Below are 21090 nucleotides of genomic sequence, written 5' to 3' on the forward strand. Positions count from 1 at the left end.
TGTCTCCTAAGTCGGGCAGCGGATGGTTCCGCCGCTCAGTGGACGATCCCGGTGAGCCGTAGGAGCGGCTCGACTTGGTATGCCGATGAGTCTGGCCCCCGGACGGGGTCCGGCGCGCTGGTGCCCAGCGCAGTCTTCTGCGGGGGAAAACCCCACCCCCGCGGGTCTGGTGTGCCGCCCCCCAGGGCCTGTCGTCACATTCCCGTCGTCGCCCGAAGGGCGGCCCCGCGGCGTCTGGTGCGTGCTCTCGGCGTGCCGGGCGTGGACCCGCGTACTGGATGTACTCGGGTCTGCGCCCGGTGCGGCGAGAGTGCGTGCCAGGCGTCGCGGGGCAGACGGGAATGTGACGACAGGCCCTGGCGGCGTAAAGCCAGGTTAAGGACGGGAGGCGTTCCCTCTCGTCCTCCGGCGGTACGAACCCGCCCCCAGCCCTAGTACGGAGGTCCCCCTAAGGGATCTCGCCCCCTGGGAGGAGACCGTCTCGGGGTTCACCTCCTCCTCGCGGTGCGACCAGGCTGCACCCTGCCGTGGCGTGAGGGTCAATGGCAGGGTGGTCGGCGGCAGATAGGTGCAAGGGGAAGGCATCCGGTGGACGGCGAACAGGCGAGCGGGGATCGGGTGGACGGCGAGCAGACGGGCGACATACGGCCCGCGGCACACGACTCGGTACGGCCCACCGGAGTGGCCGGGCAGCCCACCGGGGAGGCCGGAGTGGCCGCGCCCCCCACCGGCGAGGCCGGAGAGGCCGGGCAGCTCACCGGCGGGACCGGCCGTCGAAGAGCCGTGACCGCCGCCCTGATGCTGGCCATGGGCCTGGCCGCGCTGGACTCCACGATCGTCTCCACCGCCGTCCCGCAGATCGTCGCCGACCTCGGCGGTTTCTCCGTCTTCTCCTGGCTCTTCTCCGGCTATCTGCTCGCCGTCACGGTCACCCTCCCCGTCTACGGCAAGCTCTCCGACACCTTCGGCCGCAAACCGGTGCTCGTCGTGGGCGCGGCCCTGTTCCTGCTGGGCTCCCTGCTGTGCGCGCTGGCCTGGGACATGGGCTCCCTGATCGCCTTCCGTATCGTCCAGGGGCTGGGCGGCGGGGCGCTCCAGGGCACGGTCCAGACCCTGGCCGCCGACCTGTACCCCCTCAAGGAGCGCCCCAGGATCCAGTCCAAGCTGTCCACGGTGTGGGCGGTGTCGGCGGTGGCGGGCCCCGGGGTGGGCGGCGCCCTGGCCGCGTACGCGGACTGGCGGTGGATCTTCCTCATCAACCTCCCGCTGGGCGCGGCGGCGTTGTGGCTGCTGGTCCGTCATCTGCACGAGCCCGCGCGGGAGTCGACGGGCCGCCGGCCCCGGATCGACTGGGCGGGCGCGCTGACGATCTTCGCGTGCGGCGGTGCCCTGCTGATGGCGCTGGTGCAGGGCGGCGTGGCCTGGGACTGGTTCTCCTGGCCCTCGCTGTCGCTGCTGGGCACGGGGCTTGCCCTGATCGCCGTACTGGTGCTGATCGAACGCCGGGCCGCCGAACCGATCATCCCCGGCTGGGTGTGGCGCCGCCGTACGATCGCCGCGGTGAACCTGGCCCTCGGTGCGCTCGGCCTGCTGATGGTCGCGCCCACGGTCTTCCTGGCGACCTACGCCCAGTCGGTGCTGGGCCTGGCCCCGGTGGCCGCCGGTTTCGTGGTCTCCATCTGGACGCTGAGCTGGCCGGTGTCGGCGGCCCTCAGCCAGCACGTCTACCGCCGCATCGGCTTCCGGAACACGGCGTTGACCGGCATCGCCGCGGCGGCGGCCCTCCTCTTCGCCTTCCCGCTGCTGCCCTACCCGGGCGAGGCCTGGCAGCCGATGCTGCTGATGCTCCTGCTGGGCGCGGCCCTCGGTCTCTTCCAACTCCCGCTGATCATCGGCGTCCAGTCGTCGGTGGAGTGGGAGGAGCGCGGCACCGCCACGGCCTCCATCCTCTTCTGCCGCCAGACCGGGCAGACCTTGGGCGCGGCGGTCTTCGGCGCGGTCGCCAACGCGGTCCTCGCCGCCCGGCTCGGCGGCGCGGGCGACCTCGACGCGGTCACCCACTCCCTCGACAGCGGCCACGCGGCGGAGCCGGTCCGCCGCGCGGTCGCGGACGCCGTCCACGCCGTCTACCTCGGCGCGGCGTGCGCGGCGGCGGTCGCGTTCGTGGTCCTGCTGGTGGTGGCGCCGCGGCGGTTCCCGGTGCTCGCCCCCGGGAACAACTCCTGACCCTCTCCTGACCCTCGTTCAAAAATCTGAGTTAATCCGGGTAACACCCGAGGTCAGCGCCGGATCCTCCAAGTAAGCGCATACCGACCGATCAGTTTGCCGAAAGCCTCGCGTATGCCCGAACCCACGAGTAACGTCACGCCCGCCCCCCTCCCTGCGGTCCTCATCGGACCCGAGCCGCGCAAGGAGACCAAGGGATGACCGACGCGTTCTCGTCACCCCCGCACCGCCCGCCGTACCCACCGCCCCGCTCGTCCCCGTCGTACCGGACCTATCCCTCGGTCTCGCCTCCGCCCCCGCCCCCGCTCGGTCACCACAGCGACCTGCGGGTGCTGCGGAGCGCGTACCGCTGGCAGCGGCGGGTGGCGACGCTGGCGGCGCTCGGCTACTTCGTGCTGTTCCTGATCCTGTCGGCGTTCGCCCCGTCGTTCATGACCAGCGAGGTCAGCGGCGGCCTCTCCACGGGCCTGCTGCTCGGCCTGCTCCAGGTCCCGGTGACCTGCCTCGCCATCTGGCTCTACGAACACACCGCGCGCCACCGGGTCGACCCGCTCGCCGACCGCATCCGCGAACTGGCCGCGGTGGACGCGCGGCGGAGGGCCACCCGATGACACGCACCACCACGGCCGCCGGCGCCCTCGCCGAGTTCAGCGGCTCGGCCCAGGCCATGTCGCTCGTCGGCTTCACGGCGGTTGCCACGATCACCCTTCTGCTGTGCGTGATGACGGGCCCCGACCGGGACGACCTCGACGAGTTCTACACCGGCTACAGCTCGCTCTCCCCCCTGCGCAACGGCCTCGCCATCGCGGGCGACTACATCTCGGCGGCCACGGTGCTCGGCACCGGCGGGGTGATCGCCCTCTTCGGCTACGACGGTGTCGTCCTCGCCCTCAGCACGGCCCTGTCCCTGATGCTGCTGATGTTCCTGCTGGCCGAACCCCTGCGGAACGCGGGCCGGTTCACGATGGGCGACGCGCTGGCCCGGCGGATGCCCGGCCGCATGGTCCGCATCACCGCCTGCGTCGTCACGATCGCCGCGCTGATGCCGATGATGCTGGTCCAACTCGCGGGCACCGGTGATCTGCTGGCCTTCGTGCTCGGCTTCTCCAACGACAGCCTGAAGACCGGTGTCGTGGTCGTGGTCGGTGCGCTGATGATCGGCTACGCGGCCATCGGCGGCATGAAGGGCACCGCCCTCATCCAGATCATCAAGATCGTGATGCTGCTCGGCTCCGGCGCGCTGATCGCCGTACTGATCCTGAACAAGTTCGACTGGAGCCCCGGCGCGCTGCTCGGCGCGGCGGCCGACCAGAGCGGTATCGGCACCGGCTTTCTGCACTCCGGGCTGCAGTTCTCGGGCGGCCCGCACCCCGAACTCGACATGATCAGCGCCCAGTTGACGGTCGTCCTCGGCGGCGCGTGCCTCCCCCATGTCACCATGCGCATGTACACGGCCAACAGCGCCCGTCAGGTCCGCCGTTCGCTGTCCTGGGCGGTCCCCGCCGTCGCGTTCTTCGTCCTGATCATCTCGGTGATCGGCTTCGGCGCGACGGCCCTGATCGGCCGTGAGGTGATCGCGACGGCCGACCCGCAGGGCAACACGGCCTATCTGCTGGGCTCGATGGCCGCGTTCGGCGCGGAGGTGTCCACGGCGGAGACCCTGCTCTTCACCACGGTCACCACGGCGGTCTTCCTGACCCTCCTCGCCTCCGTGGCCGGCATGATCCTCGCCTGCGCCAACTCCCTGGCCCACGACGTCTTCGCGGCCCTCGCCACCACGCCCCTCACCCCGCGCCGCGAGATGACCCTCGCGCGGCTCTCGGCGGGCGCGGTCGGTGTCACCGCGATCGTCCTCGCGACGATGGTCCAGCACCGCAACCTCCAGCCGCTGGTCACCCTCTCCTTCTGCCTCGGCGCATCCGCGATCGCGCCCGCGCTCGTCTACGGGCTCTTCTGGCGCCGTTACACCCGTACGGGGCTGATGTGCACGCTCATCGGCGGCACGCTCTCGGTGCTCGTCCTCATGACCGGCACCAACCTGGTCTCCGGCTCACCCCACTCCGCCTTCCCCCGCGCCGACTTCAACTGGTTCCCCTTCACCACGACCGGCCTCGTCTCCATCCCCGTCGGCTTCCTCGCCGGCTGGCTCGGCACGGTGGCCTCCGGCCGGACCAAGGCCGTGGAGCAGCGGCGGCAGTACGAGGCGGTGGAGGGGCGGATCCTGGCGGGGGTGGCCGGTCGGGACGGGGGCGCGTGAGGGGGTGGGGGGTGCGGCGTTCGTGGGCGGGTGCGGGTGAGTGGGGCTTCTCGCGCAGTTCCCCGCGCCCCTGAAAAGCAGGGGCTACGCCCCCTGCTTTTCAGGCCCGTAGGGGCCTGGTTTTTCAGGGGCGCGGGGAACTGCGCGAGAAGCCCCACCGGGCCCGCGCCCGACAACGCACCCCGGAAACCCCTCCCCCTAGTCCGTGAGCGCCGACAGGCTGTCCCGGATGGAGTCCATCTGCGCACGAACCCCGTCCCACCTCTCCCCGTGCTCCCGCAACACCCGCTCGGTCTCCCGCACCACCCACTCCTCACGCCGCCGAGCCTCGGCCAACGCCTCCTCCGCCCGCTCCTCCGCATCCCCCTGCATCCGCACCGCACCGGCCTCCGCCTCCGCGAACTCCCGCTCGGCATCGGCGAGAGCCGCCTCCGCCCGGGCCACCCGCTCCGCCTGCCCCGCGTCGAACGCGGCCTCCCGCTCGGCGACCTCCCGCTCGATCCCGGCCACCCGCTCGTCGTACTCCTTGGCGAGTTCCGCGAGCATCCCCTCGGTCCGCTCCCGCACCTCCCGCAGCGCGGCCAGCGCCTCGCCCCGCGCCTCCTTCACCCCGCGCCGGGCCTCGATCCGCAGCTCGTCCGCCTCGGCCTGGGCGGCCAGCAGCAGCTGCCGGGCCCGCTCCTCGGCCTCGTCGCGCAACCCGTCGGCGTACGCCCGCGCGGCGTCCCGCAGCCGCTGCCCGGTCTCCTCCCCCTCGGCGACGATCCGCCGGGCGTCGTCCCGCCCGCCCTCACGGACGGCCGCGGCCTCCTCGACGCCGAGCGCGAACAGATGCCGGGCGCTCTCCCCGAGCGCCTCGTAGGTCTGCGGGGTCAGCCCGGCGACCGTCTCGCGCAGTTCGTCGAGGTCCGCGCCCATCTCCCGGGCCAGCACGGTCAGCCGGGCGGCCCGCTCCCACGCCGCGTCCCGGTCCGCGGAGAGCGCCGCCGTGTGGGTGTCGACCTGGTCGGGACGGTACCCACGCCGTACGACGTCGAACTCGAAGTCATGGGGTGCCGTCGGTGCGCTGCTCATGCTGGGCCCTCTCCGCCGGACGCACACGAAATGATGATTTCGCGCACATCTTGATGTATCGGGCAGAAGTGTTCATAACGCGACACTCCGTGCGGGGTCACGGGAGAGGACGACCGGACACGCGCGTGGGCCCGGCCCGGTCTCCTACGAGACCGGGCCGGGCCCACGCGTCAGGCGGTACGGCGGCCGACGCGGACGTCGGGCCCTTCTGGTGGATCTCCGTGGGAGAAGGAGCGGCGTTCGGTGCGTGCTCTCGGCTTGCCGGGCGGAAGTCCTCGTAGCGGAGCTACTAGGGCTTTTGCCCGGTGCGGCGAGAGTGCGTGCCGGGCGTCGCGACGCCGCGGAGATCCGTCAGAAGGGCCCCAGCCGCGACGGGTCACAGCAGCCCGTCCCACATCTGCTCCAGCAGCACCGACCACCAGCTCTCCGGCGAGGCCAGCGCCGCCGGGTCCAGGCCGGCGAGCTGGGCCTGGAAGTCGACGGTCCAGCGGCCCGCCTGCTCCTGGTTGAGGCCGAAGCGCAGCCGCCACATCCGGCCGAGCAGCGCCAGGCAGCGCGCGAACTCGGGCAGCCCGGTGTTCACGAACTGCGGCGGTACGGGAGCGCCGCCCGGCCCCGCCTCCACGGGTACGGCCACGATGTTCGCCGTGCCGTACTGCACACAGAGCGCCTTGCCGAAGTCACTGCCCATCACCAGGTACGAGCCCGCGTCGGCCGCCGGCTGCACACCCCGCTCCTGGGCCAGTTCCGCCAGCGTCGGCACCGGGCGGCCCGGCTGGGCCTGCGCCCAGAAGAACGGGCCCATGTCGACGGGGAGTCCGGCCACGACGAGCGTGTGCGCCACGATCGGCGGGACGCCCTGCCGCGACACCGCCTGCTGGTCGAACCGGAACACGCCCGGCCCGAACGCCGCCGCCAGCTCCTGCCCGATCGCCTCCGGCGGGATGGGCGGCGCGGGCTGCACCGGGTGCAACGGCGCCCGCACCGGCGCGGGCCGCGCCGGACCGTCCGCGACCTGGTGCAACTCGCCCTGGTGCGCGATGAGTTGCGCCATGCCCTGCTGCCGGCTGGCGTGGTCCTTGCCGTACGGGGCGATGGAGGTGATGCGCGCGTTCGGCCACTGCTCACGGATCATCCGCGCGCAGTACGCCCCCGGCAGCTCGCACGACTCCAGCTCGGTGTGCAGCTCCAGCACCGCCTCCGGCGGGATGTTCATCCCGCGCAGCTCGTGGAAGATCTGCCACTCCGGGTGCGGCGTGCCCGGCGCCGAACGCCGGATCACCTGCTGCTCGGAGCCGTCCGGCGCCCGGAACCGCAGTACGGCCTGGTAGCCGGGGCCGACGGTCGGCTGCCCGGCGGGCGGCTGCGGATACCCGTACGCCGGCGGAGCCCCCATCGGCGGCCCCGGCTGCCCCGGCATCGGCTGTCCGGGCATCCCGTGGGGCGCCCCCGGCGGCATCCCGGGCGGACCGGGCGGCGGCATCCCGGGTCCACCGACCGCCGGCCCGGCCAGCATCGTCTCGGCATGGTGTACGGGACCGGGGGCACCCGGCGGCTGCCCCGGAGCCCCGGGCGCACCCGGAGCGCCCGGGCCGCCGACAGCGGGCCCGGCCAACATCGTCGCCGCATGGTGCACACCACCGGCGGGCGTACCCCCCGGCGGATTCGGCGCACCAGGGGCGCCAGGAGCACCGGGCGCGCCGGGAGCACCCGGCTGACCGGGAGCCCCGGGGACGCCAGGCACGCCGGGCTGGCCGGGAACACCCGGCTGCCCCGGAGCACCGGGAGGCCCCGGCGGCAGCGGCGCACCCGGGCCACCGACAGCGGGCCCGGCCAGCATCGTCGCCGCATGGTGCACACCACCGGCGGGCGTACCCCCCGGCGGATTCGGCGCACCGGGGGCGCCAGGAGCACCGGGCGCCCCGTGCGCACCAGGTCCACCCGGCTGGCCGGGGGCGCCAGGGGCCCCGGGGAAGCCCTCCGGCCCGTTCGGGCCGAGGGAGGAGACCAGTTGGGTCGGCACGTACCCGCCCGCCGGGGTGCCCGGCGCACCGGGCCCGGACTGCGGCGGAGGCGTGGCACCGGGCCGGGCGCCCGGCGTCCCCGGGGTCCCGGGCGGAGCCGGAGGCGGCGGCGCGCCCTGCCCACCGCCCCGGCGCGGCGGCGGCGCGGCCTTGCTCGTGGCGGCGTCGGCGATGTCACCCGCATGCGACGGCAACGGCCGCCCCGGCGGCGGAGTCCCGGGACCCTGCGCACCCCCGGGACCCTGCGGATACCCGTACGACGACCCACCCGGCGGCGGAGTCCCCGGACCCTGCGCACCCCCGGGGCCCTGGGGGTACCCGTACGACTGCGCACCAGGCGGCGGCGTACCGGGCCCCTGCGGACCACCGGGACCCTGGGGATACCCGTACGACTGCGCACCCGGCGGCGGAGTCCCCGGACCCGAGGGCGGTTGCTGCTGGGGCGGCTGTGGCTGCGAAGGACCGCCCCGCGCAGCCGAGTCGGAGCCGGGGCCACCCAGGGCCGGGGCCACCGTCGTACGCGGGAGCTGGCTGCCGCCGGAGATCAGCGCGGTCTTGGCCTCCGGCAGGGAGCTCGGCGGCGGGGTGTCGTCCTCCTCGCGCACCTCGGACAGCTGCGGCGCGAACACGGTCTCCGGCAGCGGCACCGAACGGTCGTCCTCGGCATCGGCGTTGGTGTCCGTACCGGCCCACGGGGTCGCCCCCGGAGGCACCGCGTCCTGCGGGTCCGTGTGCCTCGGCGGCACCGCGTCCCGTACCTCGTCGTCCACCGACGCGGCGGCCGGCCACGGCGTCGCGTCCGCCGGCGTGGAAGCCGCCCCGCGCCCCGCCGAGGGCGCCTGCCCCACCGGCCCGGCCATCGTCTCGGGCAGCGGAGCACCGCCCCCGGACGCCCCGTTGGCACCCACGGAGGCGGCGGCCGGGCGCGACCCGGCACCGTCGGACGCACCGGACCCGTTGCCGGACCCGGAGCCCGCACCCGCGCGACGGTCCGGGATCCCCAGCTTGTCCGCCGCGTCCTGCAACCACTCCGGCGGAGTCAGCAGGAACGACGTCTGGTTCAGATCCACCCGGGCCGGGGGCGCCGGCGCGGCGGCCGGTGCCTCCTCCGCGCGGCCGTACTCCTCCTCGAACCGGCGGATCACCTCGCCCACCGGCAGCGACGGCCACAGCGTGGCCTCCCCGCTGTCCCGGGCGATGACCAGCCGCTGCGCACCGCCGTCGGACCGGGGTCCGTCCGCCCGGTCCTCGGCCCACACCACGAACCCGAGATCGAACTCCCGTACCCGCACCTCACGGTGCTGGTAGGCGGGAAGATCCCCGTTGATCCACTCCTCGGCGCGCTCCTGCGCCTGAGCGAACGTCACCATCGAAAACTCACTCCCCCACCGAGGACACCGACGACGCCGAGGACCCCGAAGACACGGCGGCACCCGCGGCGACCGGCACGGCACGCGCGAAGCCACCGTCCACCATCAGATTGGCCACCGTCTCCAACTCCGGCGGATTGCCCGCCAGCCGGGACAGGAACACGTCGAAGTCCGCACCGGCGGGGAGCAGCAGCCGCTCCACCCGCTCGGCCGGCGGCCACGACGGATCGATGTCACGGGCGTCGTCGTACGCGCAGAACCAGACCGACCCGATCCGGTCTCCCTTCGCCTTCACCGCGAGGATCCCGCCCTGCGCGAACGCGACGGCCAGATAGTCCTTGGTGAGATGGTCCCGCAGACACTTGTTGACGTACACGAGGTCGTTGACCGCGGCCTCGTCGCGCACCGTGAAGAACGGCTGGTCGACCAGCAGCCCCAACTCCGCGTCCAGCGCCGCCCCGACGGGGGCACAGCCGCCCGCCGCCTTCAGGAACGACCGGTAGGCGCCCGGCAGCCGGTACCCGAGGTCCTCCTCGACCCCCTGCACCTGCGCCTCGGTCACCGCCACCGCCGACGACTTCGGCAGCCCGAAGTGCGCCGGCCGGGTCTCCTGCAACGGCCGCGTGCCCCGCTTGTGCTGGTCCACGCGCGCCGTCGCGATGCCTCCGTGATGCCGCAGCAGCGCCTTCACCTCGACCGGCACCAGCTCCAGCCGCCGGCCGCCCGGTACGTGATGCCACGTCCAGCCGTGCGGCGTCGCCACCGGCGGGATCGTGTCCCACAGCTCGTGCCCGGTCGCCGCCAGCGCCGCGTTCGCGGACACATAGTCCGTCAACCGCAGCTCATCGACCCCGAAGCCCTCCGGGGGATCGGCGATCTCCGCCGCGGCGCGCGCGTAGGGCGAGAAGTCCGGATAGCCGTGCGCGTCAACACGGACACCCCTCGGATGACGCGCGGCCCGGACCGGGTCCGGAAACTGCACGACCTGCCCGGCGTAGGCCGCGTTCGGCGGCGCGGCTTGCTGCCCGAGCCGACCTGTCGTCATGGCGGTAGCCCCCTGCGGCGTTCTGTGAGACCTGTACTGGCTGCTTCTGGCTGCTTCTGGCTGCGTTGTCGCTGTGTCGCACCGCTCTCCGGCAGCAGAAAAAGCCCCGTTACGGCCTGTTCTGTCCGCCCTCGATCGCAAGACCGAACGGATCGCAGTCGTCGACAGCCTATGCGGTACGGCGGCACCGGTCACCGGGCCTCCGCTTCCGTGACCAGCCGTCACACCACCCTTACGGAACGCCGAAGCCCGGGCGTGTCGTACTGCCCCAGCTTCCGCACCAGCCACGCCGTTTGGCACTCTGTGTCCCCTGGCGGGGGATGCAACAGGAGGGGATCACGACCATGAGCGCGACGCAGGCGGGGCCTTCGGGCGACCCTCGCATCGGCTGGAGCGCCGCGGAACAGCCGCACGCCCCGGCCCTCCTCCACCGCCGCGACGGCATCCTGCCGACCGTGGCCGCCGCCCTGTCCGTACGCGGCGAGACCCTCACCGGCACCGCCGCGCGCGGCGACCACGCACCGCCGCTGCATCCGCTGGTGCAGGAGTTCCTCGACTCCCTCGCCACCGCGCAGCGCGACCGCTTCACCGGCCGCTGCGCCGAGGCCATCCTCATCTCCCGGCACATCACCAGCGCGGACGCCGGCCGCAGCAAGCGGGCCGCGCGCAGACCCATGTCCAACGGCGAGGCCCGCAAGGTCCTCAAGCAGGCCAAGCTCACCACCCGCCACATCCGCGAGGACGGCGACCCCCTGCACGGTGCCTTCGCCGCTCCCTGCCGCTCCTGCACGGCCCTCAGCGCCCACTTCGGCGTCCGCATCGTGGACCCGGCACGGGAGAACTGAGCGGGCCGCGGAACGCGTCCCCCCACAGGACACCCCGAACCGGGCCCCTATTCGACATTCGACCCGAGTTCGAACGACCCACGAACCCCCGACGAACAAAGGGCAGATGCACACCGACCGCACCTCCACCACGCGCTTCTCCGTCCCCGTCGACGCCGCCCTGCGCGCCGCCGGATGGCAGCCGGGCCGCTGGGACATAAAGCAGGCCGAGATCTGGGCCGACACCCTGCGCGAGCACGTCTCCCCGGCCGGCCACCGCCACGCGGTCTTCCCGGCCGCGGTCGAGGCATGGGCCGAGTTCGGCGGCCTCCGCCTCACCGCGCAGGGCCCCGGCCGCCGGCTCGCCCCCGCCGACCTCCACCTGGACCCGCTGCACGGCCTCCACATGGCCCGCACGCTCGGCGACCTCGGCCGCGCCCTCGACACCGAGGTCTGCCCCCTCGGCCACGAGACCGCCACCGGCTCCCTCATCGCCATCGACACCGAGGGCCGCGCCTACGCCCTCGACCACACCGGCGACTGGTACCTCGGCCCCACCATCGACACAGCCCTCACCACCCTGCTAGCAGGCACGACCCCAGTACGCCTGACAGCGAACTGACCACCCGGCCTTCCCCTCCTGCGGGCAATCGTGCCGCTAGGGGCGGCACGGGTGGGCGCAGGCGGCACCTCGTAACCGCCGAGCAGCGGGACCCACCCCCGCCGAGCCACAACCGCCGGGTGCCGAGCCACCACCACCGGGCGCCCCCGAGCAACCCGGCGCCCCAAGCCCCCTACGCCGCCGGAATCACCGCCGACACCCGAAACCCCCCCGCATCCGTGGGCCCGGACACGAACACACCCCCCAGTTCGGCCACCCGCTCCTTCATCCCGAGCAACCCGTTCCCCCCGCTCGGCAACCGCGCCGCCCCCGCCGCCCCCGGCTCCGGCGGCGCCCCGTTCTCCACCTGCATCGCGATCTCCGCCGCCCGATGCGCGAGCCGCACCTGCGTCTTCGCCCCCGCCGCATGCTTGTGGACGTTCGTCAACGCCTCCTGCACCACCCGGTACGCCGTCTGCTCCACCTCGGCCGCGTACACCCGCACCTCCCCCTCCACCGACAACTCCACGACCATCCCCGCCGCCGCAGACTGCCCGACCAGCACCTCCAGCTCGGCCAGCCGAGGCCCTTCCCCGGCCTCGTCCTCGGCCCGCGACGCGGCGGCCGCGGCGGCCGCCGCGGCCGCCCCCACCGCCGCCAACGGCACCGGCGCCGGCCCCGACACCGCGTCCACCCGCGCCATCGACGTGAACCCCTCCCCCGACCGCAGCACCCCGAGCATCTCCCGCAGCTCGGTCAACGCCTGCCGCCCCATGTCCCCCACGAGCGCCGCGTTGCGTACCGCCTTCTCCGGGTCCTTCCGCGCCACCGCCTGCAGGGCGGCCGCGTGCACCACCATCAGGCTCACCCGATGCGCGACCACGTCATGCATCTCGCGGGCGATCCGGGTCCGCTCCTCGCCCCGCGCCCACTCCGCCCGCTCCTCCGCCCGCTCCGCGAGCAGTTGCAGCTCCCGCTCCAGCGAATCGGCCCGCTCCCGCAGGCTCTCCATCAGCCGCCGCCGCGCCCCGACATACAGCCCCAGCAGCACCGGCGGCGCGGTCAGCCCGATCGATATCGTCAGCGCCAGGAACGTGGCGAACGCGTCCCCGCCCCCGACCGCCCCGTCCCCCCGCAGGTCGTTCTGTGTCGCCTGCACGAACCACACGATGAACACACCGGCGAACGCCATCCCCGACAGCGCCGCAATGATCCGCCGCGGCGCCTCGGACGCCGCCAGCGTGTACAGCCCGACGAGCCCCATCAGATACCCCATCTGAGCGGGCGCGACAGCGATGAAGACGAGCACGACGGCCACGGGCCACATCCGCCGCACCAGCAGCACGGACCCCGCGAGCGCCCCGAAGACGACCCCCACGCCCTCCGGCAGCGCGGCGTTCCGGGCGAACTCCACGCCCTCGATCGAACACTCCACGGCCGACACCAGCGCCAGCCCGCCGTCGAGGACCGCCCCCCGCCACCGCTCCCACCACCACGGCCCGGCCCTGCCCCCCGCCTCGGCCCCGGTGCGGTCTTCCCCCGTCGTGGTCATAACCCAAGCCTACGTTCGAGCGCCCCCGCTTTTCCGGCGAGTTTTCCGTACCGCCCCACACCACGCCCCACCCCGGTGAACGCGGTTCCGGCACGCCCGCGCGCGTCCCAGGATCAAGGTCCGCCAGAGCGCGGACCTATCCCGTCGCGTCGAGGGCGGATGGTGCGGCATAGTAGAAGCCGCCACTCGGCGAACCGGCCAGATGTCCGGCTCAGTCGAGATTGATCCCCTGTGGTGTAATTGGCAGCACTGTGGCTTTTGGTGCCATATGTCCGGGTTCGAGTCCTGGCGGGGGAGCTCACCCAGTTCGGGTCCCGACCCAAGCAGGACAACGTCGGGACCCGACTCACATTTCCCCCTCACAACGCCCCGGTATCCTGCGGATGACAACCCCCTCCTCATCCACAGCCGAAGGGCATCCCCGTGAGCGCAACCCGCCCGGCAGCCGTCGTCGTCCTCGCAGCGGGTGAGGGCACCCGTATGAAGTCGGCCACACCGAAGGTCCTGCACAGCCTCTGTGGCCGTTCGCTGGTCGGCCATGTACTCGCCGCGGCGCGCGAGTTGGACCCCGAGAACCTGGTCGTCGTCGTCGGGCACGCCCGCGAGAAGGTCACCGCGCACCTCACCGAGGCCGACCCCGGCGTACGCACGGCGGTCCAGGCGGAGCAGAACGGCACCGGGCACGCGGTACGGATGGGCCTGGAGGAGCTGGGCGGGGTCGTCGACGGGACCGTGGTCGTCGTCTGCGGCGACACCCCGCTGCTCACCGGCGCCACGCTCCAGGCCCTCGCCGCCACCCACTCCGCCGACGGCAACGCGGTGACCGTACTGACCGCCGAGGTCCCGGACGCCACCGGTTACGGCCGGATCGTGCGCGACGGGGCCAGCGGTGCCGTCACCGCCATCGTGGAGCACAAGGACGCGACGGAGTCGCAGCGCGCGATCCGTGAGATCAACTCGGGCGTCTTCGCGTTCGACGGCCAGCTCCTCTCCGACGCCCTCGGCAAGGTCAGGACCGACAACAGCCAGGGCGAGGAGTACCTGACCGACGTCCTCGGGATCCTCCGGGAGGCCGGGCACCGGGTCGGGGCCTCCGTCGCCGGCGACCACCGGGAGATCGCCGGGATCAACAACCGGGTCCAGCTCTCCGAGGCCCGCCGCATCCTCAACGACCGGTTGCTGACCGAGGCGATGCTCGCCGGGGTGACCGTGATCGACCCCGCCACCACCTGGGTCGACGTGACCGTGACGTTCGAGCAGGACGCCGTCGTCCACCCCGGCACCCAGCTCCTCGGCGCCACCCACCTCGCCGAGGGCGCGGAGGTCGGGCCCAACTCCCGGCTGAAGGACACGAAGGTCGGGGCCGGCGCGCGCCTCGACAACACGGTGGCCGACGGCGCCGAGGTGGGGCCGCAGGCGACCGTCGGGCCGTACGCGTACCTCCGCCCCGGTACCCGTCTGGGCCTCAAGTCCAAGATCGGCACGTACGTCGAGACGAAGAACGCCAACATCGGCGAGGGGACGAAGGTCCCGCACCTGTCGTACGTCGGTGACGCGACGATCGGTGAGTACTCGAACATCGGTGCCGCCAGCGTGTTCGTGAACTACGACGGCGAGCACAAGCACCACACCACCGTGGGGTCGCACTGCAAGACGGGTTCCGACAACATGTTTGTGGCGCCTGTCACGGTCGGGGACGGCGCGTACACCGCCGCCGGGTCCGTGATCACCAAGGATGTGCCGCCCGGTTCGCTGGCCGTGGCCCGTGGCCAGCAGCGGAATATCGAGGGTTGGGTGGCCCGTAAGCGTCCCGGGAGCGCGGCGGCCAAGGCCGCCGAGACGGCTTCCCGGGAGGGCGAAAGCGAAAGCTGACCGGAAACAGGTGCGCCAAGGACGTCGTACCGTGATAAGTGCACACCCGCACCCCAGCTGAGCGAGCGGCTTTCGCGTGCCCGGCTGAGAACCTCTGAGGAGACAGTGCTGTGACCGGGATCAAGACGACCGGCGAGAAGAAGATGATGTTCTTCTCCGGCCGCGCCCACCCCGAGCTTGCCGAGGAGATCGCCCAGCAGCTGGGTGTCGGGGTCGTCCCGACGAAGGCCTTCGACTTCGCCAACGGCGAGATCTATGTCCGCTACGAGGAGTCGGCGCGAGGTGCGGACTGCTTCCTGATCCAGAGCCACACGGCTCCGATCAACAAGTGGGTCATGGAGCAGTTGATCATGATCGACGCGCTGAAGCGCGCGTCGGCCCGCTCGATCACCGTCATCGTGCCGTTCTACGGTTACGCCCGGCAGGACAAGAAGCACCGTGGGCGTGAACCGATCTCGGCGCGTCTGGTCGCGGATCTGATGAAGACGGCGGGTGCGGACCGGATTCTGGCCGTGGACCTGCACACGGACCAGATCCAGGGCTTCTTCGACGGCCCTGTCGACCACCTGTTCGCGCTGCCGCTGCTGGCGGACTACGTGGGCGCCAAGGTCGACCGGAACAAGCTGACGGTGGTCTCGCCGGACGCTGGCCGGGTGCGGGTGGCGGACCGCTGGTGCGACCGTCTCGGCGCGCCGCTGGCGATCGTGCACAAGCGGCGTGACAAGGACGTGGCGAACCAGGTCACCGTCCACGAGGTCGTCGGTGAGGTGAAGGGCCGGGTGTGTGTCCTGGTCGACGACATGATCGACACCGGTGGCACCATCTGTGCCGCGGCGGACGCGCTGTTCGCGCACGGCGCGGAGGACGTCATCGTGACGGCGACGCACGGTGTGCTGTCGGGTCCGGCGGCGGACCGGCTGAAGAACTCGAAGGTGAGCGAGTTCGTGTTCACGGACTCGCTGCCGACGCCGGGCGAGCTGGAGCTGGACAAGATCACGGTGCTGTCGATCGCGCCGACGATCGCGAGCGCGGTGCGTGAGGTGTTCGAGGACGGTTCGGTGACGAGCCTGTTCGACGAGCACTGACGGTCCTCGTCCGGTCCGGGTCCGGTCCGGGTCTAGATCGATTTCTTGTACGGCCTTCCCGCTGCGTAAGCTGTCACAGTTGCTCGGCGAGGGAGGCCGTACGCGTGTGTTCACGTGTGTACGGCGGTCCGTTATCGACGCGCTCTTCGTAGCAGGCCGATGGTTTGGCCGGGTGACCACCTTTCCCCAGTTTTCTACGAGGAGTGAACATGGCCGAGGTCAAGCTCGCAGCCGAGACCCGCACCGAGTTCGGCAAGGGCGCCGCCCGCCGTATCCGTCGTGCCGACAAGGTTCCCGCCGTGGTCTACGGCCACGGTGCCGACCCCGTGCACATCACGCTGCCGGGTCACGCGCTCCAGCTCGCCCTGCGCACCCCGAACGTCCTGATCAGCCTGGACATCGAGGGCAAGACCCAGCTGGCCATCCCGAAGGCCGTGCAGCGCGACGCGATCAAGGGCTTCCTGGACCACGTCGACCTGCTTCTCGTGAAGCGCGGCGAGAAGGTCAACGTCGAGGTCTACGTCCACACCGAGGGTGACCTGGCCCCGGGTGCCTACCTGCTCGAGCACGTGCTGAGCACGCTGAACGTCGAGGCCGAGGCCACCCACATCCCCGAGTCGGTCACCGTCTCCATCGAGGGCCTGGAGGCCGGCGCCTCCATCCTCGCCAAGGACATCCCGCTGCCGAAGGGCACCACGCTGGTGACCGACGAGGACGCCGTCGTCCTCCAGGTCCTGGCCGCGCAGGCGGAAGAGCCGTCGGAGGAGTCCGCCGAGGGCGACGAGGCCGCGGAGGCCTGAGCCCAGGCTCTGTCATCGGTTCGTCAGCCGCCGCTTCCTTCACGGGAGCGGCGGCTGGCGCGTATCAAGGAGACATGGACGTGACGAGCGACCCGAGCGCCCCCTGGCTGATCGCCGGGCTCGGCAATCCCGGGCCCGAGTACGCGGCGAACCGGCACAACGTGGGGTTCATGGTGGCCGATCTGCTGGCCGAGCGGATCGGGGGGAGGTTCAAGCGGGCCGGGAAGGCGCAGGCGCAGGTCGTCGAGGGGCGGATCGGGCCGCCGGGGCCGGCGAACCGCCGGGTGATCCTGGCGAAGCCGATGTCGTACATGAACCTCTCGGGCGGGCCGGTGACGGGGCTGCGGGACTTCTACAAGGTGCCGGTGGCGAACATCGTCGCGATCCACGACGAGCTGGACATCGACTACGGCACCCTGCGGCTGAAGCTGGGCGGCGGTGACAACGGTCACAACGGGCTGAAGTCGATGACGAAGGCGATGGGGCCGGACTACCACCGGGTGCGGTTCGGGATCGGTCGTCCGCCGGGCCGGATGCAGGTCGCGGACTTCGTGCTGAAGGACTTCTCGTCCGCCGAGCGCAAGGAGTTGGACTACTTCGTGGACCGCGCGGCGGACGCGGTGGAGTGTCTGGTCATCGAGGGGCTGGAGCGGGCGCAGGGGACGTACAACTCCTGACCCGATACACATAAGTCCTGATTTGCTCGATCCCCGCGCTGGCCTGCGGGAGTTGACCGACCGCTGTGCCATGGCCAATGATCCCCGCCATGCCTGCCAGCAAAGCCCCCGCTCCCCGTTCGCGGCGCCGTGCGCGCCCGAGCGGCGGCGGTGCGTCGACCGCGCTGCGGTACGGGCGGCTGGGGGCCATGGGCGCGATCGCGCTGCTGATCCTGATCGCCGGGGTGTGGGGTTCCTGGGGCTGCGCACAGCACGTGATGCTGAGCAAGGGGCGCGAGCAGGGCACGATCACGGTGTCCCGGTGCGCGGACGAGACCTGCTGGGGGCCGTACGAGCCGGTGTCCACGGGGTCGCGGGCCCGGGAGCGGGTCGATATCGAGCGGTCGGTGGCGGTGGAGTCGGGCCGGACGTACAGCGTGGTCGTGAAGCCGGGCAGCAGCGACGTCGTACGCACGGGCCCGGCGGGGCTGTTGCACGCGTGGGTGCCGCTGGGGGGTGCGCTGTTGTTGGCGGCGGTGGTGGTGGCCGGCGGCCTGCGGATGGTGCGGGTGGCGTGGGTGCTGGGTGGGCTCGGGGTCGCGCTGATCACGGCGGCGTGGGTGGCGCTCTGAGGGTTCGTTTCCGGCTGACGGCCCGGTGGGGCTTCTCGCGCAGTTCCCCGCGCCCCTCAAGAGCCGCAGCCCTTGCGGGCCTCCGGCCCTTTCGGGCCGAAAAAGCACGGGGCGCAGCCCCTGCTTTTTCAGGGGCGCGGGGAACTGCGCGACCAGCCCCCACCGAACGGTCAGCCGCCGACGAACCCCCCGAAGTCACCCCGTGTTGCGCAACCCCGCCGCAACCCCGTTCACCGTGAGCAGCAACGCCCGCGCCAACAACGGATCAGCCGCCTCCCCCGCCGCCGCAGCGTCCCGCTGCCGCTTGAGCAGGGCGACCTGAAGATACGAGATCGGGTCGAGATAGGCGTCCCGGATGGAGAACGTCTGCTGCAGCACGGGGTTCGCGTCGAGCAGCCGGCCCTCCCCGGTGACGCGCAGCACCTCGCGCACGGTCAGCTCGTGCTCGGCCCGGATCGTGTCGAAGACGTGCCGCAGCTCGTCGGGGACGAGCGTGTCGACGTAGTGCTGGGCGATCCGCAGGTCCGTCTTGGCGAGGGTCATCTCGACGTTGGAGAGGAAGTTGCGGAAGAAGTGCCACTGCTCGTGCATCTCGTCGAGCACGGTGTCGAGGCCCGCTTCGCGCAGCGCCTTCAGGCCGGAGCCGACGCCGAACCAGCCGGGCACGATCTGCCGTGACTGGGTCCAGCCGAAGACCCACGGGATGGCCCGCAGTCCGTCGAGGGAGACGCCCGAGCCGGGGCGGCGGGAGGGCCGTGAGCCGAGGTGCAGGTCGGCGAGCTGGTCCACCGGCGTCGACGCGAGGAAGTACGTCGGCAGGTCCGGGTCCTCGACGAGCCCGCGGTACGCGGCGTGCGCGGCGTCCGACACGACGTCCATCGCCGCGTCCCAGCGGGCCAGCGCCTCGTCGGACTGGCGCGGGGCGGTGTGCAGGGCGGAGGCCTGGAGCGTGGCGGCGACCGTCAGTTCCAGGTTCTCCCTGGCCAGGGACGGCACGAGGTACTTGTCGGAGATGACCTCGCCCTGCTCGGTCACCTTGATCTCGCCCTCCAGCGTGCCCCACGGCTGCGCGAGGATCGCGTCGTGCGAGGGGCCGCCACCGCGGCCTACGGTGCCGCCGCGGCCGTGGAAGAGCCGCAGCCGTACGCCGTACCGGTGCGCGACGTCGCGCAGCCGGCGCTGGGCCCGGTGGATCTCCCACTGCGAGGTCGTGATGCCGCCGAACTTCGACGAGTCCGAGTAGCCGAGCATGACCTCCTGCACGTCGCCGCGCAGGGCGACGAGCCGCCGGTACGACGGGTCGGCGAGCATCTCTTCGAGGATCGTGTCGGCGGCCTTGAGCTCGTCGGTCGTCTCCAGCAGCGGGACGATGCCGATCTTGGCCCAGCCGGCGTGGAGGTCGATGAGCCCGGCCTCGCGGGCGAGGACGGTGGCGGCGAAGACGTCGTCGGCGCCCTGGCACATCGAGATGATGTACGACTCGATGACCTCGGGGCCGAAGACGGCCAGCGCCTTCTTCACGGTCTCGAACACACCGAGGGTCTTGGCGCCCTCGGCGTCCAGCGGCGCGGGGGTGGGCGCCAGCGGGCGCCGGGACCGCAGCTCGCGGGCGAGGAGCTTGTGGCGGTACTCGCGGGGCATGTCCTCGTACCGCCAGGACTCCTCGCCGAGGCGGTCGAAGAGCTGGCCGAGGGCGTGGTGGTGGGCGTCGGCGTGTTCGCGGACGTCCATCGTGGCGAGCTGGAGGCCGAAGGCGGAGAGCGTGCGGATCGTGCGGTTCATCCGGCCGTCGGCGAAGAGGCCGCCGCGGTGCTCGCGCAGCGAGGTCTGGATGAGGGTGAGGTCGCGCAGCAGTTCGGCGGTGCCGAGGTAGTCGCGGCCGTCCTCGTGCGGGATGCCCTTGGCCAGGCGCTGCTTGGTGTTCTCCAGCTTCTGCCGGATGCAGGTGGCCTTGAGCCGGTAGGGCTCCTCGGCGTTGAGGCGCTTGTAGCGGGGGCTGATCTCGGGCAGCGCTTCGAGGTCGGCCTGGAGCGACGTGAGCAGTTCCTCCGTGGCGCCCGTGTAGCGGATGGAGTTGGAGAGGAAGCCGCGCAGCTCGTCGATGAGTTCGAGGGCGTCGTTGATGCCGTGCTCGTGCTGGAGGATCAGGACGTCCCAGGTCACCTGGGGGGTGACATTGGGGTTGCCGTCGCGGTCGCCGCCGATCCAGGTGCCGAAGGTGAGGGGGCGCGTGGCGTCGGGGAGCTTCACGCCCACGCGCTCCAGCTCCGCCGTCAGATCCTCCAGGACGTCGCCGACCGCGCCGGCGTGCAGTTCGTCCAGGTAGTAGATGGCGTTGCGGGCCTCGTCGGCGGGCTCGGGGCGTACGACGCGCAGCTCGTCGGTCTGCCAGACGAGGTCGATGTTCTCGGCCAGTCGGGTGTCGTAGCGGCGGCGGTCGGACTCGATGACCGGGGTCTCCAGCAGCGCGGCGACGCGCCGGAGCTTGTTGAGCACCGAGCGGCGTGCGGCCTCGGTGGGGTGGGCGGTGAAGACGGGGCGGACGTTGAGGTTCCGGACCGTCTCGCGCAGGTGTTCGGGGTCGGCGTCCTTCAGGCGATCGGCCGTACGGGCGAGAAGTCCGCCCTCGGCGGCACGGCGTGCCCTCAGCTCGCGGCCGCGGTGCACCTGCTCGGTGACGTTGGCCAGGTGGAAGTAGGTGGAGAAAGCGCGGACCAGCTTGGCGGCGGTCTCCAGTTCGGTACCGCGCAGCAGGTCGGCGGCGGCTTCGCCGTCCTCGCGGGTCAGGCGGCGGACGCGCTCGACCAGCTCCAGGAGTTCGGGGCCCTCCTGGCGTACGAGGGTCTCGCCCAGCAGGTCACCCAGGCGCCGGATGTCGGCGCGCAACTCGCTGCTGACCGTGGTGGTCCGGTCGTCGGCACTGCTCACAGGTGCGGCTCCTTGCAGTGTTGAAGCTCGTCTGGAGGGGAACCCGGGTGGGGCCCCGGCGGCCCGGTCCCCTGTCGTGGGTCCTGGCATCCGGGCTGGATTCAGAGCGGACCGCGCTGTCCGACCGAGTCCAGGATAGGTGGC

Annotated in this window: 15 protein-coding genes and 1 tRNA gene; 11 read left to right on the forward strand and 5 right to left on the reverse strand. The window is 72.3% G+C overall.

The features are described from left to right. Positions 1-711: 711 nt before the first annotated feature. From ACZ7MG_RS18900 to ACZ7MG_RS18910, 3 genes are all read left to right on the forward strand, one after another. Positions 712-2226 (forward strand): MFS transporter, encoded by a 1515-nt coding sequence (locus ACZ7MG_RS18900; RefSeq protein ID WP_471395041.1) that lies wholly within the window; start codon positions 712-714, stop codon positions 2224-2226. A gap of 197 nt (positions 2227-2423) precedes the next feature. Continuing rightward, positions 2424-2837 (forward strand): DUF485 domain-containing protein, encoded by a 414-nt coding sequence (locus ACZ7MG_RS18905; protein WP_471394925.1) that lies wholly within the window; start codon positions 2424-2426, stop codon positions 2835-2837. Continuing rightward, the gene (locus ACZ7MG_RS18910) at positions 2834-4483 is read left to right on the forward strand and encodes a sodium/solute symporter (protein WP_471394927.1); all 1650 of its coding nucleotides are present in this window, start codon (positions 2834-2836) and stop codon (positions 4481-4483) included. Before ACZ7MG_RS18905 ends, ACZ7MG_RS18910 begins: the two co-directional genes overlap by 4 nt. 198 nt (positions 4484-4681) lie before the next feature. Here ACZ7MG_RS18910 and ACZ7MG_RS18915 read toward each other — a convergent pair whose 3' ends face one another. The 3 genes from ACZ7MG_RS18915 to ACZ7MG_RS18925 all read right to left on the reverse strand — a co-directional run bounded on the left by ACZ7MG_RS18915 (position 4682) and on the right by ACZ7MG_RS18925 (position 9996). Continuing rightward, the gene (locus ACZ7MG_RS18915; RefSeq protein ID WP_471394930.1) at positions 4682-5557 is read right to left on the reverse strand and encodes a cellulose-binding protein; all 876 of its coding nucleotides are present in this window, start codon (positions 5555-5557) and stop codon (positions 4682-4684) included. A 376-nt stretch (positions 5558-5933) separates the two neighbouring features. After that, positions 5934-8951: an SUKH-4 family immunity protein gene (locus ACZ7MG_RS18920; RefSeq protein WP_471946145.1), complete on the reverse strand. Its 3018-nt coding sequence runs from the start codon at positions 8949-8951 to the stop codon at positions 5934-5936. Between the two features lie 7 nt (positions 8952-8958). Beyond that, positions 8959-9996 (reverse strand): SMI1/KNR4 family protein, encoded by a 1038-nt coding sequence (locus ACZ7MG_RS18925; RefSeq protein ID WP_471394935.1) that lies wholly within the window; start codon positions 9994-9996, stop codon positions 8959-8961. Positions 9997-10340: 344 nt separating this feature from the next. Here ACZ7MG_RS18925 and ACZ7MG_RS18930 point away from each other — a divergent pair, with 344 nt between their 5' ends. Further along, the gene (locus ACZ7MG_RS18930) at positions 10341-10841 is read left to right on the forward strand and encodes a YwqJ-related putative deaminase (protein WP_471394938.1); all 501 of its coding nucleotides are present in this window, start codon (positions 10341-10343) and stop codon (positions 10839-10841) included. Positions 10842-10947: 106 nt separating this feature from the next. Then, entirely contained in the window at positions 10948-11442 is a 495-nt protein-coding gene (locus tag ACZ7MG_RS18935) for an SUKH-3 domain-containing protein (protein ID WP_471394941.1), read from the forward strand. A 172-nt stretch (positions 11443-11614) separates the two neighbouring features. Here the strand turns inward: ACZ7MG_RS18935 and ACZ7MG_RS18940 are convergent, their stop codons facing one another. Further along, positions 11615-12973, reverse strand: a complete 1359-nt coding sequence (locus tag ACZ7MG_RS18940) for a sensor histidine kinase (RefSeq protein ID WP_471394943.1) — start codon at positions 12971-12973, stop codon at positions 11615-11617. Positions 12974-13198: 225 nt separating this feature from the next. Here ACZ7MG_RS18940 and ACZ7MG_RS18945 point away from each other — a divergent pair. From ACZ7MG_RS18945 to ACZ7MG_RS18970, 6 genes are all read left to right on the forward strand, one after another. Beyond that, a tRNA-Gln gene (locus tag ACZ7MG_RS18945) sits at positions 13199-13270 on the forward strand. Positions 13271-13396: 126 nt separating this feature from the next. Next, a complete protein-coding gene (gene glmU / locus ACZ7MG_RS18950; protein WP_471394946.1) occupies positions 13397-14845 on the forward strand; it encodes a bifunctional UDP-N-acetylglucosamine diphosphorylase/glucosamine-1-phosphate N-acetyltransferase GlmU in 1449 nt (482 codons plus the stop codon). A 110-nt stretch (positions 14846-14955) separates the two neighbouring features. Next, on the forward strand, positions 14956-15930 hold the full coding sequence (locus ACZ7MG_RS18955; RefSeq protein WP_351406570.1) for a ribose-phosphate diphosphokinase: 975 nt from the start codon (positions 14956-14958) through the stop codon (positions 15928-15930). A gap of 209 nt (positions 15931-16139) precedes the next feature. Continuing rightward, positions 16140-16730: a 50S ribosomal protein L25/general stress protein Ctc gene (locus tag ACZ7MG_RS18960; RefSeq protein WP_471394949.1), complete on the forward strand. Its 591-nt coding sequence runs from the start codon at positions 16140-16142 to the stop codon at positions 16728-16730. 74 nt (positions 16731-16804) lie between these two features. Continuing rightward, complete coding sequence (gene pth / locus ACZ7MG_RS18965; protein ID WP_471394952.1) at positions 16805-17407, forward strand: aminoacyl-tRNA hydrolase; 603 nt, start codon at positions 16805-16807, stop codon at positions 17405-17407. Positions 17408-17484: 77 nt separating this feature from the next. Continuing rightward, the gene (locus tag ACZ7MG_RS18970; protein WP_471394955.1) at positions 17485-18018 is read left to right on the forward strand and encodes a hypothetical protein; all 534 of its coding nucleotides are present in this window, start codon (positions 17485-17487) and stop codon (positions 18016-18018) included. Between the two features lie 195 nt (positions 18019-18213). On the opposite strand, the gene ppc is transcribed toward ACZ7MG_RS18970, so the two are convergent. Then, a complete protein-coding gene (ppc, locus tag ACZ7MG_RS18975) occupies positions 18214-20946 on the reverse strand; it encodes a phosphoenolpyruvate carboxylase (protein WP_471394957.1) in 2733 nt (910 codons plus the stop codon). Between the last annotated feature and the right edge of the window lie 144 nt (positions 20947-21090).

The organism is Streptomyces sp. NPDC107538, from assembly GCF_055657445.1.